The 17,582-nt window shown below is 69.6% G+C and carries 13 protein-coding genes; 8 read left to right on the plus strand and 5 right to left on the minus strand.

Features of this window, described 5'->3' with window-relative positions; all coding sequences use genetic code 11:
- Positions 1 to 68 precede the first annotated feature (68 nt).
- The 3 genes from ABZT02_RS14425 (at position 69) to ABZT02_RS14435 (ending at position 2,273) form a co-directional block, all read left to right on the plus strand.
- The gene (locus ABZT02_RS14425) at positions 69 to 314 is read left to right on the plus strand and encodes a hypothetical protein (RefSeq protein WP_356017686.1); all 246 of its coding nucleotides are present in this window, start codon (positions 69 to 71) and stop codon (positions 312 to 314) included.
- A 334-nt stretch (positions 315 to 648) separates the two neighbouring features.
- The gene (gene holA / locus ABZT02_RS14430) at positions 649 to 1,638 is read left to right on the plus strand and encodes a DNA polymerase III subunit delta (RefSeq protein ID WP_356017688.1); all 990 of its coding nucleotides are present in this window, start codon (positions 649 to 651) and stop codon (positions 1,636 to 1,638) included.
- Positions 1,639 to 1,874: 236 nt separating this feature from the next.
- On the plus strand, positions 1,875 to 2,273 hold the full coding sequence (locus tag ABZT02_RS14435; protein WP_356017690.1) for a nuclear transport factor 2 family protein: 399 nt from the start codon (positions 1,875 to 1,877) through the stop codon (positions 2,271 to 2,273).
- 379 nt (positions 2,274 to 2,652) lie between these two features.
- Here ABZT02_RS14435 and rpsT read toward each other — a convergent pair whose 3' ends face one another.
- Positions 2,653 to 2,913: a 30S ribosomal protein S20 gene (gene rpsT / locus ABZT02_RS14440; RefSeq protein ID WP_007381959.1), complete on the minus strand. Its 261-nt coding sequence runs from the start codon at positions 2,911 to 2,913 to the stop codon at positions 2,653 to 2,655.
- 253 nt (positions 2,914 to 3,166) lie between these two features.
- Between rpsT and lepA the strand changes: the two genes are divergently transcribed.
- Together lepA and ABZT02_RS14450 are read left to right on the plus strand one after the other, a co-directional pair.
- The gene (gene lepA, locus ABZT02_RS14445; protein WP_356017693.1) at positions 3,167 to 5,041 is read left to right on the plus strand and encodes a translation elongation factor 4; all 1,875 of its coding nucleotides are present in this window, start codon (positions 3,167 to 3,169) and stop codon (positions 5,039 to 5,041) included.
- Positions 5,042 to 5,277: 236 nt separating this feature from the next.
- On the plus strand, positions 5,278 to 7,152 hold the full coding sequence (locus ABZT02_RS14450; protein WP_356017695.1) for an AMP-binding protein: 1,875 nt from the start codon (positions 5,278 to 5,280) through the stop codon (positions 7,150 to 7,152).
- Positions 7,153 to 7,227: 75 nt separating this feature from the next.
- On the opposite strand, the gene ABZT02_RS14455 is transcribed toward ABZT02_RS14450, so the two are convergent.
- Positions 7,228 to 7,770 (minus strand): response regulator, encoded by a 543-nt coding sequence (locus ABZT02_RS14455; RefSeq protein WP_356017697.1) that lies wholly within the window; start codon positions 7,768 to 7,770, stop codon positions 7,228 to 7,230.
- Positions 7,771 to 7,784: 14 nt separating this feature from the next.
- Positions 7,785 to 11,915 (minus strand): HAMP domain-containing protein, encoded by a 4,131-nt coding sequence (locus tag ABZT02_RS14460; RefSeq protein WP_356017700.1) that lies wholly within the window; start codon positions 11,913 to 11,915, stop codon positions 7,785 to 7,787.
- A gap of 102 nt (positions 11,916 to 12,017) precedes the next feature.
- Between ABZT02_RS14460 and ABZT02_RS14465 the strand changes: the two genes are divergently transcribed.
- The 3 genes from ABZT02_RS14465 (at position 12,018) to ABZT02_RS14475 (ending at position 15,984) form a co-directional block, all read left to right on the plus strand.
- Positions 12,018 to 14,018 (plus strand): SpoIIE family protein phosphatase, encoded by a 2,001-nt coding sequence (locus tag ABZT02_RS14465; RefSeq protein ID WP_356017702.1) that lies wholly within the window; start codon positions 12,018 to 12,020, stop codon positions 14,016 to 14,018.
- Positions 14,019 to 14,072: 54 nt separating this feature from the next.
- The gene (hemW, locus tag ABZT02_RS14470; RefSeq protein ID WP_356017704.1) at positions 14,073 to 15,305 is read left to right on the plus strand and encodes a radical SAM family heme chaperone HemW; all 1,233 of its coding nucleotides are present in this window, start codon (positions 14,073 to 14,075) and stop codon (positions 15,303 to 15,305) included.
- 100 nt (positions 15,306 to 15,405) lie between these two features.
- A complete protein-coding gene (locus ABZT02_RS14475; RefSeq protein ID WP_356017707.1) occupies positions 15,406 to 15,984 on the plus strand; it encodes a Uma2 family endonuclease in 579 nt (192 codons plus the stop codon).
- On the opposite strand, the gene ABZT02_RS14480 is transcribed toward ABZT02_RS14475, so the two are convergent.
- Together ABZT02_RS14480 and ABZT02_RS14485 are read right to left on the minus strand one after the other, a co-directional pair.
- Positions 15,962 to 16,774 carry a DUF3097 domain-containing protein gene (locus ABZT02_RS14480; RefSeq protein ID WP_356017708.1) on the minus strand — a complete coding sequence of 271 codons (813 nt, stop codon included), beginning with the start codon at positions 16,772 to 16,774 and terminating at the stop codon, positions 15,962 to 15,964. The genes ABZT02_RS14475 and ABZT02_RS14480 overlap by 23 nt on opposite strands.
- A gap of 34 nt (positions 16,775 to 16,808) precedes the next feature.
- The gene (locus ABZT02_RS14485; RefSeq protein WP_356017709.1) at positions 16,809 to 17,537 is read right to left on the minus strand and encodes an MBL fold metallo-hydrolase; all 729 of its coding nucleotides are present in this window, start codon (positions 17,535 to 17,537) and stop codon (positions 16,809 to 16,811) included.
- Between the last annotated feature and the right edge of the window lie 45 nt (positions 17,538 to 17,582).

The raw sequence follows: 17,582 nt of genomic DNA on the forward strand, positions 1-17,582 counted from the left end.
CTCTGCGGGTCGGGTCGCGAGTGTGCGGCCGGGGGAGTGGGGTCGGGGCCGATCTGGAAAATGGTGCCGTGAGCGATGTGAGACATGTGCTGGTGCTGCCTGATCGAGATGCCGCGGAGGAGGTCGTCGAGGCGCTCTCGGAGCGGTTCGGGGTGAATGAGGAGCCGCAGGTCGTTCGGGACGCGCTGGCGGGGGAGGACGATGCGGAGGACGCGCAGTGGCTGGTGGTGCTGCGGGATGCGGCGGGGCGGTTGGACCCCGGGGAGCTGGAGGAGTTCGTGGGGGAGTGGGACGGGTGGCGGGAGGAGCCGTGATGCTGTGGCTCGGGGGGCTTGAGGTGGAGTGACGGGCTTCGCTTGCAGGGTGAGGGTGAGGGCGCGGGCGAGAGTGAGGGTGAGGACGATGGCGTGGGCGTCGGGCGAGGACGTGGGGCCGGGATGGGGCGGCCTTTCGATCACCCGGCCCAGCTGACGCTTGGGCAGCTGGACGGCCGCCGGTGCCGCTGTGTGGGCAGCGCTGCCGGGGTGGCGTGATCGCACCCTCCCCGGCGTGCGGGGACACCCTCCCCGGCGTGCGGGGACTGGTCGAGAAGCCTCGCCGGCGCCCGCAGCCACGACGCTGTCAGTCCCCCGTGCCATGCTGTACGCGATGGCCAAGAAGACTGCTCATGACGACCTCCTCGCCCCCGTGACCCTTGCTGTCGGGCAGGAGGAGCTGCTGCTCGACCGGGCTGTGCAGGAGGTGGTCGCTGCTGCTCGGGCCGCTGACGCGGATACGGATGTGCGGGATCTGGCCCCGGAGCAGTTGCAGCCGGGGACCCTCGCCGAGTTGACCAGTCCGTCGTTGTTCGCGGAGCGCAAGGTCGTGGTCGTGCGCAATGCGCAGGATCTGTCCGCCGACACCGTCAAGGACGTGAAGGCGTATCTCGGGGCGCCCGCCGAGGAGATCACCCTTGTGCTGCTGCACGCGGGGGGAGCGAAGGGCAAGGCGCTGCTCGACGCCGCGCGGAAGGCGGGGGCGCGCGAGGTCGCCTGCCCGAAGATGACCAAGCCGGCGGACCGGCTGGCCTTCGTGCGGCAGGAGTTCCGGGGGACCGGACGGTCCGCCACGCCCGAGGCGTGCCAGGCGCTGGTCGATGCGGTCGGGAGCGATCTGCGGGAGCTGGCCTCCGCGGTGTCCCAGCTGGTCGCCGACGTCGAGGGGACGATCGACGAGGCTGTCGTGGGGCGTTATTACACCGGGCGGGCCGAGGCTTCCAGTTTCACCGTCGCCGACAGAGCCGTGGAGGGGCGGGCCGCGGAGGCGTTGGAGGCGTTGCGGTGGTCGTTGGCGACCGGGGTCGCGCCGGTCTTGATCACCAGTGCGCTGGCGCAGGGCGTGCGGGCGATCGGGAAGCTGTCGTCGGCTCGGGGCGGGCGGCCCGCCGATCTCGCGCGTGAGCTGGGCATGCCGCCGTGGAAGATCGATCGGGTGCGGCAGCAGATGCGGGGGTGGACGCCGGATGGTGTCGCTGTCGCGCTGCGGGCTGTGGCCGAGGCGGACGCCGGGGTGAAGGGCGGGGGCGACGATCCCGAGTACGCCCTGGAGAAGGCCGTCGTGGTGATCGCTCGGGCGGCCCGGTCCCGGGGACGCGGCTAGTCGGGCGGCGGTTGGGCTGCTGGCGCTGGGTGAGGGCCGGCGGCGGCATTCACCGGCCTGCCGCGGGGCGCTGGGCTCCCCTGGTGTGGAGAACTTCGCCGGAGGGCCGTCCCGCCATCGAGGGCGCGCGCTTCATGGCCGTAACCGCCCTCCCCAACGTGCTCCCCCACCCCCCCAGGAGGAGAATCGAAGGGGTCAGCCGAACATCGCCGGACAACGGAGAGGTGGCGGTCGTCATGGCTGAGCATCCGCACGCAGTGCTCGTTCGTAAGGGGTTCGAGGCGTTTGCGCAGGGGGATCTGGACACCCTGCGGGAACTGATCGCGAAGGATGCCACGCATCACGTGCCCGGTAGTCATCCGCTTTCGGGGGACTTCAAGGGGCAGGACGCGATCATCGACATGTATCAAAGGCTGGGGGAGGCCACCGGCGGGTCGATGCGGCTGGAGATGCTCGGGATCGCCGTCGACGGGCGTGGGCATGCCGTCGGGATGTGCCGGGTCACCGCCGAGCGGAAGGGGCGGCGCCTGGACGACACCGGGTGCATCGTGTTCCGGATCGTCGGCGACAAGATCACCGACCTCGACGAGTGTCTCGAGGACATCGACAAGAGCAATGAGTTCTGGGCGGACTGAACCCCCTCGGGCTCAGATCAGCTCAGCGCTCAGATCAGCTCAGCGCTCAGATCAGCTCAGCGCTCAGATCAGCTCAGCGCTCAAAGCAGCTCAGCGCTCAGATCAGCTAAGCGCTCACGAACAGCCCCAACGCTCACGAACAGCCCAGCACTCACGAACAACCCTGCGCCCATGACGAAGACCCCGGTCACCCCGCCCTGAGAAAGGGCGACGGGACCGGGGTCTTCGGTGCAAGCTGTCGGAGTCACGCCCGCGTGGCGAACGCAGGCCGCGCGTGGCTCCTGGGTGCCGGTCGGGAGCGGATGAGAGAGGGCCCGCTCGGGTCCTTCCGGCAGCGCGGTCCCGTAGGAACGAGACCGGTCAGATCAGAGAGACAGGCTTAGAGGCCCGCAACCTTCGAAGCAAGCGCCGACTTCTTGTTGGCGGCCTGGTTCTTGTGGATGACGCCCTTGGAGACGGCCTTGTCGAGCGCACGCGCAGCAGCGCGCTGGTACTCGGTGGCCTTCTCGACGTCACCCGCGGCAGCGGCCTCGCGGGCCTTGCGGATCGCGGTCTTCAGGGAGGACTTGACGGCCTTGTTGCGCAGCCGGGCCTTCTCGTTGGTCTTGATCCGCTTGATCTGGGACTTGATGTTCGCCACGAATGAGCCTCTACAGGTTCAGGCACGGGTCAGGGGGATTCCGGATAAGGAGGTCCCCGGGTTCCGTGCCGGGTGATTTCTTGAAGGTGTGCCTCGCGCTGAGAGGGCATGAGACACAGCCACCCAGACTACCAGCGGCCCCGCGAGTGGCCCAAACCGGTTGTCGGTCCCCGCCCGTGGGACCATGGAGGCTACGTATCGATCCGACCCGAGACCGCAGACACTGCGGACGCCTCAAGAATCAGGACCCTGCGTGCCCGCGATCCCCAGCCACGTGCCCGAGCCGAGCCGTACCGACCCGGCTCTGCTCCGCAACTTCTGCATCATCGCGCACATCGACCACGGCAAGTCCACGCTCGCCGACCGGATGCTCCAGCTGACCGGTGTGGTCGAACAGCGCCAGATGCGTGCTCAGTACCTCGACCGCATGGACATCGAGCGTGAGCGCGGAATCACGATCAAGTCGCAGGCCGTGCGGCTGCCCTGGGCCCCGACCACGGGACCCGACCAGGGCAACACCCACATCCTCAACATGATCGACACCCCGGGGCACGTCGACTTCACCTACGAGGTCTCGCGGTCGCTCGCCGCCTGCGAGGGGACCGTCCTCCTCGTCGACGCCGCCCAGGGCATCGAGGCCCAGACCCTCGCCAACCTCTACCTGGCGATGGAGAACGACCTCAAGATCATCCCCGTACTGAACAAGATCGACCTGCCGGCCGCCCAGCCGGAGAAGTTCTCCGAGGAGCTCGCCAACCTCATCGGTTGCCAGCCGGAGGACGTGCTCAAGGTCTCGGCGAAGACCGGTGTCGGCGTGGACGCGCTCCTGGACCGGGTCGTCCGCGACGTCCCCGCTCCGGTCGGCGTCAAGGACGCCCCCGCCCGCGCGATGATCTTCGACTCGGTCTACGACTCCTATCGCGGTGTCGTGACGTACGTCCGTGTCATCGACGGCCAGCTCAACAAGCGCGAGCGCATCAGGATGATGTCGACCGGCGCCACCCATGAGCTCCTCGAGATCGGCGTCTCGTCCCCCGAGATGACGCCGGCCGACGGCATCGGCGTCGGCGAGGTGGGCTACATCATCACCGGTGTGAAGGACGTCCGTCAGTCCAAGGTCGGTGACACCATCACCAGCAAGGACAAGGGCGCCACCGAGGCCCTCGGCGGGTACAAGGACCCCAAGCCGATGGTGTTCTCCGGTCTCTATCCGCTCGACGGCTCCGACTACCCCGAGCTGCGCGACGCCCTCGACAAGCTCCAGCTCAACGACGCCGCGCTGGTCTACGAGCCGGAGACCTCCGCGGCCCTCGGCTTCGGCTTCCGCGTCGGCTTCCTCGGGCTGCTGCACCTGGACGTCATCCGTGAGCGCCTGGAGCGCGAGTTCAACCTCGAACTCATCGCCACCGCGCCGAACGTGGTCTACCGCGTGATCATGGAGGACGGGAAGGAGCACACGGTCACCAACCCGAGCGAGTTCCCCGAGGGCAAGATCGACAAGGTCTTCGAGCCGGTCGTCCGGGCCACGATCCTCGCTCCCAGCGAGTTCATCGGCTCGATCATGGAGCTCTGCCAGACCCGCCGCGGCACCCTCCTCGGCATGGACTACCTCTCCGAGGACCGCGTCGAGATCCGGTACACGCTCCCCCTCGCCGAGATCGTCTTCGACTTCTTCGACAACCTGAAGTCCAAGACCCGCGGGTACGCCTCCCTGGACTACGAGCCCACCGGCGAGCAGGACGCCCAGCTGGTGAAGGTCGACATCCTGCTCCACGGCGACCGGGTCGACGCCTTCTCCGCGGTCACCCACCGGGACGCCGCGTACGCGTACGGCGTACGGCTCGTCGCCAAGCTGCGGGAGCTGATCCCGCGCCAGGCCTTCGAGATCCCCATCCAGGCAGCCATCGGCTCCCGGGTCATCGCCCGCGAGACCATCCGCGCCATCCGCAAGGACGTCCTCGCCAAGTGCTACGGCGGTGACATCTCCCGTAAGCGCAAGCTCCTGGAGAAGCAGAAGGAAGGCAAGAAGCGGATGAAGATGGTGGGTTCCGTGGAGGTTCCGCAGGAGGCCTTCATCGCCGTGCTGTCCAGCGATGACAGCGCGGGGTCGGGCAAGGGCAAGAAGTAACCGCAGGTTACAGGCGGTTACCCGTCGAATCGGATGGAAAGGGGTCCGTCGTGCGAAAGTGCGGCGGGCCCCTACGCGTGCGTAACGTCGCGCTCTGTAGGAAATGACAGGCCGCCGCCCCTTACGAACAGGTCGGCCGCGCTTTACTCTGATCTCTGCTCGATAGTTACTCGCGAGTTAAACAACAGCCGCAAACCTGAGAGCCAGCCGCACCGTCGCGGGCCCCGGAGGATGTCGTGAGCGACACACAGACACTGATCGAGAACCGCCCGCCGAGTGTGGCGACCGTCTTCCTGGAGCGGGTTGCGGCCACGCCGGACGCCGAGGCGTACCGGTACCCGGTGCCGGCGGCCTCCGGCCAGGGCCCGGACGACTGGAAGTCGCTCAGTTGGGCGCAGGCCGCGGAGCGGGTGTACGCCATCGCGGCCGGGCTGATCGAACTGGGAGTGCAGCCGGAGCAGCGGGTTGCCCTCGCCTCCTCGACCCGGATCGACTGGATCCTCGCGGACCTCGGCATCATGTGCGCCGGCGCCGCCACGACCACGATCTACCCGCAGACCAACGCCGGCGAGTCGGCGTTCATCCTCTCCGACTCCGAGAGCCGGGTGCTGATCGCGGAGGACGCGGCCCAGCTCGCCAAGGCGGTCGAGAAGCGCGGTGAGCTGCCCGCGCTCACGCATGTCGTGGTGATCGACCCGGCCGGTGTCGAGACCGCCGACTGGATCCTGACCCTGGACGAGCTGGAGGCCCGTGGCGCCGCCCGCCTGGAGAAGGACCCCGACCTGATCAAGGAGCGGGTCGGCGCGATCACCAAGGACCAGCTCGCGACGCTGATCTACACCTCCGGCACCACCGGCCGTCCCAAGGGTGTACGGCTCCCGCACGACAACTGGGCCTACATGGCGAAGGCGACCGCCGCGACCGGGCTGATCAGCGGCGAGGACGTGCAGTACCTGTGGCTGCCGCTCGCCCACGTGTTCGGCAAGGTGCTCACCTCCGGGCAGATCGAGGTCGGTCACGTCACCGCCGTGGACGGCCGCGTGGACAAGATCATCGAGAATCTGCCGGTCGTGCAGCCGACGTACATGGCGGCCGTCCCGCGCATCTTCGAGAAGGTCTACAACGGGGTCGCGGCGAAGGCCCGTGCGGGCGGCGGCGCCAAGTACAAGATCTTCCAGTGGGCCGCCGAGGTGGGCCGCGAGTACGCCAAGGCCGCCCAGGACAACTTCCGGCGCACCGGGGTCGCCTCCGCGCCCTTCGGGCTGAGCGCCAGGCACAAGGTGGCCGACGCGCTGGTCTTCGCGAAGATCCGCGAGGCGTTCGGCGGCAACCTGCGGGCGTGTGTCTCCGGCTCCGCCGCCCTCGCGCCCGAGATCGGCTACTTCTTCGCCGGCGCAGGCATCCACATCCTGGAGGGCTACGGCCTCACGGAGTCCTCGGCGGCCTCCTTCGTGAACCCCGGGGAGGCCTACCGCACCGGCACGGTCGGCAAGCCGCTGCCCGGCACGGAGGTCCGTATCGCGGACGACGGCGAGATCCTGCTGCGGGGCCCCGGGATCATGGAGGGCTACCACGGGCAGCCCGAGAAGACGGCCGAGGTGCTCGAGGCCGACGGGTGGTTCCACACCGGGGACATCGGTGAGCTGTCACCCGACGGGTACCTGAAGATCACCGACCGCAAGAAGGACCTGATCAAGACCTCCGGCGGCAAGTACATCGCGCCCGCCGAGGTCGAGGGGCAGTTCAAGGCGGTCTGCCCGTACGTGTCCAACATCCTGGTGCACGGGGCGGACCGGAACTTCTGCACGGCGCTCATCGCGCTGGACGAGGTCTCCATCCTGGAGTGGGCCAAGGAGAACGGGCTCGAAGGGAAGCCGTACGCGGAGGTCGTCGCCGCGCCCGCCACGGTGTCCATGGTCGAGGGCTATGTGAAGCAGCTCAACGAGGGGCTTCAGCGGTGGCAGACGATCAAGAAGTTCCGGTTGCTGCCGCGGGATCTCGACGTGGAGCACGGTGAGATCACGCCGAGTCTGAAGCTGAAGCGGCCGGTTGTGGAGCGGGAGTACAAGCACCTCATCGACGAGATGTATGCGGGGTCTCGCGAGGCGTAGGGAGTGGTTGGGGAGCGTGCGCGGCTGCCGGTGCGTGGTGGCTGGTCGCGCAGTTCCCCGCGCTCCTGAAGGCAGTCACCGCTTCTCCAGAAGGCGCCGGAGTTCCTTCACCTGGGTGCGCTGAGCGTCCGTCAACTCGTCCTCCAGGGCAGCCAGTCGCTTGCCGACCTCCTGGTAGTCGGACTGCTGCCGTGCCAGCAACCGCTCCAGCTGCCGGTTCTTCCGGTGCAGGTCCAGGAACACGCTCACCTTGGCGCGGAGCACCCACGGGTCGAACGGCTTGGTCAAGTAGTCGGCGGCGCCGGTCGCGTAGCCACGGAAGGCGTAGCCGGAGTCGTCCGTTCCCGTGAGGAAGATGATCGGGACGTCCTTCGTCTGGTCCAGGCGTTTGATGTTCGCCGCCGTCTCGAAGCCGTCCATGCCCGGCATGCGCACGTCCAGGAGGACCAGCGCGAAGCGGCGGCGGAGCAGGGCCTTCATCGCCTCCTCGCCCGAACGGGCGCGGACCAGCGGTTCGTTGAGGGATCCCAGGACCGCCTCCAGTGCGATCAGGTTGTCCTCCATGTCGTCGACCAGGAGGATGCCGGCACTGTCGTCGGTCCTTGCCTCAGCGTTCATATTGACTGCCTCATTCAGTCGTCGGTGGGCTGAACCACCGCCTCCTCGGCATCGGTCCGCTCCCGCGTCTCCGCGCCCTCGGGGTCCAGGAGTGCGCAGACGACGGTCAGCAGCTGGTCGACGTCCACCGGCTTGGGTACGTAGTCGTTGGCGCCCCGCGCGATCGACTTCTCACGGTCTCCGGGCATCGCCTTCGCGGTGAGCGCGACGATGGGCAGGCCGGTCCAGCGCGGGGTGCGGCGGATGGCCGCGATGGTCTCGTAACCGTCCATCTCCGGCATCATGATGTCCATCAGGACGAGTTCGACGTCCGGGTTGCGCTCCAGGGTCTCGATGCCCTCGCGGCCGTTCTCCGCGTAGAGAACCGGCATGCCGACGCGGCCCAGCACATGGGTGAGGGCGAAGACGTTGCGGATGTCGTCGTCGACGATCAACACCCGCCTGCCGGACAGCACCTGGCCCGCCCGGCCCGCCTTCCACGCCTCCAGCCTGGTGGGCGCCGGCCACGAGTCCTCGGCGTCGTGGGCGGTCGGATAGGGCTCGGTGGACAGGTCCTCCGGGCCCGGCAGGGCGTGGTCCTCGGTGGCCGGGCCGGTCGCGGTGTTGCCGGGGCTGACGACGGGGACGTAGAGCGTGAAGGTGGAGCCCTTGCCGGGTTCGCTCTCGGCGACGATACGGCCGCCCAGCAGGCCCGCGATCTCCCGGCTGATGGACAGGCCGAGCCCCGTGCCGCCGTACTTGCGGTTGGTCGTGCCGTCGGCCTGCTGGAACGCCTCGAAGATCACCGGGAGTTTCTCCCGCGCGATGCCGATGCCGGTGTCGGACACCGCGAAGGCGACCACGTCGTCGCTGTCGCGGACGTACCGGTGCTCGGGGTCCTTGATGCGGGTCACGCGCAGCTCGACCCGGCCGGAGGCGGTGAACTTGATCGCGTTGGAGAGCAGGTTGCGCAGGATCTGTTGCAGGCGCTGTTCGTCCGAGTACATCTCACGCGGCACGGCCTCGCCGACCGCCACCTCGAAGGCGAGCCCCCGGTCCAGGGTGAGGGGGCGGAAGGTGGCGTGGACGTAGTCGAGCAGCTTGATGAGCGGCAGCTTCTTCGGGCGTACGTCCATCCGGCCGGCCTCGATCTTCGACAGGTCCAGGATGTCGTTGATCAGCTGCAACAGATCGCTTCCCGACCTGTGGATCGTCGTCGCGAACTGCACTTCCTGGTCGGAGAGATGGCCGTCCGGGTTGTCGGAGAGCAGCCTCGCCAGGATCAGCAGGGAGTTCAGTGGCGTGCGCAGTTCGTGTGACATGTTCGCCAGGAACTCCGACTTGTACTGCGAGGAGGTCGCCAACAGGGCCGCCTTCTCCTCCAGTTCCGCGTTCGAGCGCTGCAACTCCGCCTGCTGCATCTGGAGTTCGTCCGAGCGCTCCTGGAGCTGCATCGCCAGGCGCTGGGACTCGCCCAGCAGGGACTCGGTACGGGAGTTGGCGATGATGGTGTTGATCGCGACGCCGATGGTGTTCACGAACTGGTCGAAGAACGCCAGGTGGACGTCGGAGAAGCGGGAGAAGGAGGCGAGTTCGATGACGCCCAGGAGCTTGTCCTCGAAGAGGATCGGGATGATGACGACGCTCGCCGGGGCCGCCTCCCCGAGCCCGCTGTTGATCTTGATGTAGTCCGGCGGGGCCTCCTCCACCAGGATCCGCTTCTTCTCGCGGGCCGCCTGACGGACCAGACCGTGGACGGGCATGCCGCCGGTGTCGACGGTCGCGCCCTGCGCCGAGCCGTAGCCCGCGATGAACGCCAGTCCCTTTGCAGGAACGGTTGTGCGCAGCGAGGCGCCGTCCTCGTCCGGGTCGGCCAGGAAGAACGCCCCGTACTGGGCGTTCACCAGCGGGGTCAGCTCGCGCAGGATCAGGTCGGCGACCTCCATCAGGTCCCGGTGGCCCTGCATCAGGGCGGCCAGGCGCGCGAGGTTGGACTCCAGCCAGTCCTTGGCCCGGGTCGTCTCGCGGAGGTTGGCCACCATGAGGTTGATGTTGTCCTTGAGCTCGGTGACCTCGCCCTGCGTCTCCACGGTGATGGCGCGGGACATGTCGCCCTGGGCCACCGCGGAGGCGACCTCGGCGATCGCGCGGACCTGGGTGGTCAGGTTGGAGGCGAGCTCGTTCACGTTGGTCGTCAGCCGCTTCCAGGTGCCGTACACGCCCTCGACCCGTGCCTGGCCGCCGAGTTGGCCCTCGCTGCCCACCTCTCGGGCCACGCGGGTGACCTCGGAGGAGAAGGAGGAGAGCGTGTCGACCATGGTGTTGATGGCGGTCTTCAGCTCCAGGATCTCGCCGCGCGCGTCCACGTCGATCTTCTTGGAGAGGTCGCCGTTGGCCACCGCCGTGGTCACCTGGGCGATGTTGCGGACCTGCGAAGTGAGGTTGTCCGCCATGTAGTTGACGTTGTCGGTCAGGTCCCGCCAGACCCCGGAGACCCCCAGCACCTGGGCCCGGCCGCCCAGCCGGCCGTCGGTGCCGACCTCGCGGGCCACCCGGGTCACCTCGTCGGCGAAGGCGCGCAGCTGCTCCACCATCGTGTTGACGGTGTCCTTCAGTTCGAGGATCTCACCGCGCGCGTCGACGGTGATCTTCTTCGACAGGTCGCCGTTGGCGACGGCGGTGGTGACCTGGGCGATGTTGCGGACCTGCGAAGTCAAATTCAGCGCCATGAAGTTGACGTTGTCGGTGAGGTCCTTCCAGACCCCGCTGACGCCCCGCACCTGCGCCTGGCCGCCGAGGTTTCCCTCGGTGCCGACCTCGCGGGCCACGCGGGTCACCTCGTCCGCGAAGGCGGAGAGCTGGTCGACCATGGTGTTGATGGTCGACTTGAGCTCCAGGATCTCGCCCTTCGCCTCCACCGTGATCTTCTTGCCGAGGTCGCCCTGGGCCACCGCCGTCGACACCAGCGCGATGTTCCGCACCTGTGACGTCAGGTTGTCGGCCATGAAGTTGACGTTGTCGGTGAGGTCCTTCCAGACGCCCGACACGCCCCGCACCTGAGCCCGGCCGCCGAGGTTTCCCTCGGTGCCGACCTCGCGGGCCACGCGGGTGACCTCGTCGGCGAAGGCGGAGAGCTGGTCGACCATGGTGTTGATGGTCGACTTCAGCTCCAGGATCTCGCCCTGCGCGTCCACGGTGATCTTCTGACTGAGGTCACCGTTCGCCACGGCCGTCGTCACCTGTGCGATGTTCCGCACCTGCGAGGTCAGGTTCGACGCCATGAAGTTGACGTTGTCGGTGAGGTCCTTCCAGACCCCGGAGACCCCGCGCACCTGGGCCCGGCCACCCAGCTGCCCCTCGGTACCGACCTCGCGGGCCACCCGGGTGACCTCGTCGGCGAAGGCCGAGAGCTGGTCGACCATCGTGTTCACGGTCAGTTTCAGTTCGAGCAGCTCGCCCGTCGCCTCGACCGTCACCGTGCGGGTCAGGTCGCCGCGGGCCACCGCCGTGGTCACCAGGGCGATGTCCCTGACCTGGGCGGTCAGCCGGGAGGCCATGGTGTTGACCGCCTCGGTCACATCGCGCCAACTGCCCGAAAGGCCGGTCACCTTGGCCCGCCCGCCGAGCCGGCCCTCGGTGCCGACCTCGCGGGCCACCCGGGTCACCTCGCCGGTGAACAGGGAGAGCTGGTCGACCATCTTGTTCACGGCCCGGCCCAGCCGTCGTAGATCACCGCGTAGTTGCCGGTTGCCGTCGTGCAGGTCGACCCGCTGGGTCAGATCGCCGCCGGCCACCGCGTCCAGGACCCGGGTCGCGTTGGCGGCGGGGGCCACCAGGGCGTCGAGCAGCTGGTTCACGTCGTCGACCCGGGAGGTCCACGAACCCTGCCCCGGGCTGGGGGAGAGCCGTTCGTCGAGCCGGCCGTGCCGCACCAGCTCCCGCTTCACCCGGTTGACCTCGCCGGTGAAGTGAACGTTGCGGTCCACCAACTGGTTGAAAACAGCCGTCAGTTCGGCCACGATCCCGTCCCCGGACTCCGGCATCCGGCGGAAGTCACCGTCCCGGGCAGCGGTCATCGCGGCGAGCAGGGGACGCAGATCCGATGCTCGAATCCGGTCGGCGTTCTGTCCTTCTTCGAGCACAGGCGTACCACTGTTCTCACTCATGGCGGCCCACTTCGGTAACTCGGCGCTTATGGGCGTGGCCAGTCTGTCACTCTGTCCGCATCGACTGAGGCGTATTCGTACGAACTGCTCGGGGAGGCGGACATGGGGGCCATTCCGGCGCAACGGGAGTCCGTTGCCCGTGCGTCCGATCCGCCCGTGCGCGGCGGCGGTGCGCTGCCGGACGCCCCGGCGCACGTCCACGCCACTCTCCCCGGCGGTCCGCTCGCCCCGGGATCGGCCCGGGCCCTGTTACGGGCGGCGATCGCCGAATGGGCCGAACTCGCCCTTCCCGGCACCGAGTTCCTCAGCGACCGGCAGTCCTACGACGCCGTGGTCGTCGTCAGCGAACTCGTCACCAACGCCGTCGTGCACGCGGGCACCGACATCGAACTGGACTGCTGCCTGGAGCCGTACACCGGCGCCCTCCTCATCGAGGTCCTCGACCACCACCCCTCGCGCGCGCCTCGCGACGGTGACGCAGAACCCTCGTACGGCACACCGGAGTACGGACGCGGACTGCGCCTGGTCGCCGCCCTCGCCGAGACCTGGGGCATCACCTACCGCACCGGCGCGAAGACCGTGTGGGCGCAGCTGCCGCCCGGCGGGAAGGAGGCCCTGGACGGGATCCAGGCGTACGCCGGCGAGCAGGAGCACGAGCGGGGCCTGCTGGTCGCCGGGATACTCGCCCCGGAACCACCCCCGGCCCCGGACCCACCCGCGCCCGTGTCCCACGGCGAGCCGGACCGGGACTGGCTCGACCGCGGCGCCCTGTCCTTCCTCGCCGAGGCCTCCGACCTGCTCGCCGGTCAGCTCGACGAGAACCTGGTGGCCGCGCTCGCCGGCCAGCTGATCGTGCCGCGGCTGGCCGACTGGTGCGCGGTGTGGCTGGAGGACGAGGTCGCCGGACGCTGGGGGTCCGCTCGCCCGGGTGAGGCCGGGAGCGGGACGGGCCGGAGCGAGGGCGGGGTGTCGGGTGGGTTGTCCGGGCCCCGGCTGGCCCGGGTGTGGCACTGCTCCGAGACCCGGATCGAGGACCTGCGCCAGGCGCTGGAGAAGGAGCCGCCGGACCTGTCCGGGCCGGAGCATCCCGGCCCCGTGGCGTTCCCCTGGCCCGGCGAGGCACTGGGCCCGCACGGCGCACACGGCTCCGCGCTCGCCTACCGCCTCGCCGCCGGCGGCCGCCCGCTGGGCACCCTGGTCATCGGCCGGGCCGGACTGGTCTCCTTCCCCGACGAGATCACCGGGCTCGTCGAGGACCTCAGCCGCCGGGTCGCGCTCGCCATCGGCGCGGCCCGCCAGTACGCGCGCCAGGCCACCATCAGCGCGGTGCTCCAGCGCGGTCTGCTGCCCGGCGCGGTCGCCGAGATCCCCGGCGTGCGCAGCGCCCTCGTGTACGAGCCGTACGACAAGGGCGGACCCAGCGGCGACTTCTACGACCTCTTCCCGGCCGGCGACGGCCGCTGGTGCTTCGCCGTCGGTGACGTCCAGGGCAAGGGCCCCGAGGCCGCCGTGGTGATCGGACTGGCGCGGCCCTGGCTCCGGCTGCTGGCCCGCGAGGGCTACCGCGTCGCCGACGTCCTGGACCGCCTCAACCAGCTGCTCCTCGACGACGCGACGGAGGCCGCGGACGCGGCCGCGCGTGCCCTGGCGGCCGCGGGCGGCCGCCCCATGCACCCCGGCGACGGCCCGCAGACCCGCTTCCTGTCCCTCCTGTACGGCGAGCTCGCGCCCTTCGACGGCGGAGTGCGCTGCACCCTGGCCTCCGCCGGACATCCGCTGCCGCTGCTGCTCGGAGCGGCCGGCGAGGTCCGTACGGTCGCGCGGCCGCAGACCCTGCTCGGGGTCGTCGAGGACGAGACGTACACCAGTGAGACCTTCGAGCTGCGGCCCGGCGACAGCCTGTTGTGCGTCACCGACGGGGTGACCGAGCGGCGCAGCGGCCCCCGGCAGTTCGACGACGAGGACGGGCTCGCGGAGGCGCTCGCCGGGTGCGCGGGACTGGACGCCGAACTGATCGCGGAGCGGATCAAACGGCTGGTGCACGAGTTCGGGGCGCGACCGCCGGAGGACGATCTGGCGCTGCTGGTGCTGCAGGCGGAATAGCGGACAGCGGGCGGGCGGGACGGGTGCCCGCTGCGGTGCTGGACAATGGAGGACATGCCCTCCGCACTCCCCGACGGCGAACCCGTCCCCGACGACGGCTCGCTTCCCGCGTCCGCACTCGCCGGGTCCGCCGACCGACCCCTCGGCTTCTACCTGCACGTCCCGTACTGCGCGACCCGCTGCGGCTACTGCGACTTCAACACCTACACCGCGACCGAGCTGCGCGGTTCGGGCGGGGTGCTGGCCTCCCGCGACAACTACGCGGACACGCTGATCGACGAGATCCGCCTGGCGCGGAAGGTCCTCGGCGACGACCCGCGCCCGGTCCGCACGGTGTTCGTCGGCGGCGGTACGCCGACACTCCTGGCCGCCGGGGATCTCGTACGGATGCTCGCGGCGATCCGGGACGAGTTCGGCCTGGCCGCGGACGCGGAGGTGACGACCGAGGCGAACCCGGAGTCGGTGGACCCCGCGTATCTGGCGGCGCTGCGGGAGGGCGGCTTCAACCGGGTGTCCTTCGGGATGCAGAGCGCGAAGCAGCACGTACTGAAGGTGCTGGACCGCACGCACACGCCGGGACGGCCCGAGGCGTGCGTGGCGGAGGCCCGTGCGGCGGGGTTCGACCACGTGAACCTGGACCTGATCTACGGTACCCCGGGGGAGTCCGACGACGACTGGCGGGCGTCCCTGGAGGCGGCGATCGGGTCCGGTCCCGACCACGTGTCGGCGTACGCGCTGATCGTCGAGGAGGGGACGCAGCTGGCTCGCCGTATCCGCCGGGGCGAGGTCCCGATGACCGACGACGACGTGCACGCGGACCGGTACCTGATCGCGGACTCGGTGCTGGCGGAGGCCGGTTTCGACTGGTACGAGGTGTCGAACTGGGCGACCTCGGACGCGGGCCGGTGCCTGCACAACGAGCTGTACTGGCGGGGCGCGGACTGGTGGGGGGCCGGTCCCGGAGCGCACTCGCACGTGGGCGGGGTGCGGTGGTGGAACGTGAAGCATCCGGGGGCGTACGCGGGGGCGCTGGCGGCGGGGAGGTCGCCGGGGGCGGGCCGGGAGCTGCTGTCCGACGAGGACCGGCGGGTCGAGCGGATCCTGCTGGAGCTGCGGCTGCGGGAGGGGGTGCCGCTGTCCCTGCTGCGCGAGGAGGGGCTGGCCGCTTCTCGGCGGGCGCTGGGGGAGGGGCTGCTCGAGGGCGGGCCTTACGAGGAGGGACGGGCTGTGCTGACCCTGCGGGGGCGGTTGCTGGCGGACGCGGTGGTCAGGGACTTGGTGGATTGATCACTCGGCGGAGTGAACCGGTGCGGAATGCCGGTTCGATCCCTAACCTGGTCCTTAGGCTGCCGTCAAAAGTACGCGGCGGATGTGGAGGGCCACGGAGATGACCGCTGTGGACGAGCGTGGGATGACCAAGTACTTCGAGGAGCTTGAGCCTCCCGAGGGTGTCAAGGTCGAGCTTCTCCGGGGGGAAATCGTGATGATGGCCAGCCCTGATCTTGTGCACAACATGATCATCGAGGACGTGCTGGACCAGATCCCGCGTAAGCGATGGTCGCGATTGCAGACCCAGGACGTCGACATTCTCGACGAAGCCAGTGAGCCAGTGCCGGACCTGGTGGTCCTCGAGCGTGAGGCGATGCCTGCCTCGGGACGGCTGCTGCCGTGCCGCCTGATCACGATGGTTGTCGAGGTCGTATCCAAGACCAGTGTCCAGCGGGACTATGAAATCAAACGCTCGATCTACGCCGCTGGAATGGTGCCTGCCTACCTCATCGTCGACCCGATCATGGCGCAGTGCGTCCTGTTGACGAGGCCCAGCGGGAAGGGAGAGAACGCCGACTACGAGCGGCAGCAGGTCACGAAGTTCGGGGCACCTCTGCCCTTGGAGGAACTGGGGCTCGAAATGGACACCAGCGATTTCGGAACGTTTCCCGGAGTCAGGCCCCACCGCTACCCGTGACAAAGTCGATCAGTTCCTCCACCCGCCCCAGCAGCTCCGGCTCCAGATCCCGGTAGGACCCCACCCGCTTCAGGATCGCCTGCCACACCGCGCCCGTGTTCTCCGACGGCCAGCCCAGGGCCTTGCACACGCCCGTCTTCCAGTCCTGGCCGTGCGGTACCCGAGGCCACGCCTCGATCCCCAGGGACGACGGCTTCACCGCCTCCCAGATGTCGATGTACGGGTGGCCGACGACCAGTGCGTGTTCGCTGGTCACCGACGCGGCGATACGGGACTCCTTGCTGCCCGGCACCAGGTGGTCGACCAGGACGCCGAGGCGGGCGTCCGGGCCCGGTGCGAACTCGGCCACGATCGCCGGCAGGTCGTCCACGCCCTCCAGGTACTCCACGACCACGCCCTCGATGCGCAGGTCGTCGCCCCAGACCTTCTCCACCAGTTCCGCGTCGTGGCGGCCCTCGACGTAGATCCGGCCGGCGCGGGCCACGCGTGCGCGTGCGCCGGGCACGGCCACCGAGCCGGACGCGGTACGGGAGGGTCGTACAGGACCGCCTGACGGCTTCACCAGCGTCACCACCCGGCCCTCCAGGAGGAAGCCGCGGGGCTCCAGCGGGAACACCCGGTGCTTGCCGAAGCGGTCCTCCAGGGTCACCGTGCCCGCCTCGCAGCGGATCACCGCGCCGCAGAAGCCGGTGCCGGGCTCCTCGACCACCAGGCCGGGCTCGGCGGGCACCTCGGGTACCGGCTTGGGCTTCTTCCACGGAGGAGTCAGGTCGGCGGAGTACTGGCGCATTCGGATGACGATAGGAGAACCACGCGGGGGATCACTACGACACGCCGAAACGGGCCGCCAGCGCGTCCCGCTGCGCCCGCACGAACCCCGCGTCCACCACCGCTCCGTGACCGGGTACGTACAGCGCGTCCTCACCGCCCAGCTCAAGCAGCCGGTCCAGCGCGGCGGGCCAGTGGCTCGGTACGGAGTCCGGGCCCGCCTGTGGTTCGCCCGACTCCTCGACCAGGTCGCCGCAGAAGACGACCTCCGGGGTGCCGGGGACGAGGACGGCGAGATCGTGGGCCGTGTGGCCGGGACCGACGTTCGCCAGCAGGACCTGGCGGCCGCCGCCGAGGTCGAGCGTCCACTCGCCGGAGACGTGATGCCGGGGAGACACCAGGGCGTCCACGGCGTCGTCGGCCGCGGCCGGGTCCAGTCCGTTGCGCACCGCGTCCGCCCGCAGTTCCGCGCGGCCCAGCCGCCCCGTCAGCACCGTCTCCACGCCGACCGCGCCGAACACCTCCGCCCCCGCGAACGCCGCCGCACCGAAGACGTGGTCGAAGTGGGGGTGGGTGAGCGCGAGATGGGTCACACGGTGGCCGGCCAGTTCCCCGGCCTGCGCGCGCAGGCGTGCACCCTCCGCGAGAGAGGAGCCCGCGTCGACCGACAGGGCCGTGCCCTCGCCGATCACCAGGCCCGCCGTACAGTCCCAGCCCGGCAGCCGGCACCGCCCCACCCCGGTCGCGACCCGCTCCCACCCGAGCTCTTCCCAAGTCACCGTCATACCGCGACGCTAGCCCTACAACCCGTCACACCAGGACCAGCCTTG

The sequence above is a fragment of the Streptomyces sp. NPDC005402 genome (genome assembly GCF_040606575.1).
Classification (GTDB): domain Bacteria; phylum Actinomycetota; class Actinomycetes; order Streptomycetales; family Streptomycetaceae; genus Streptomyces.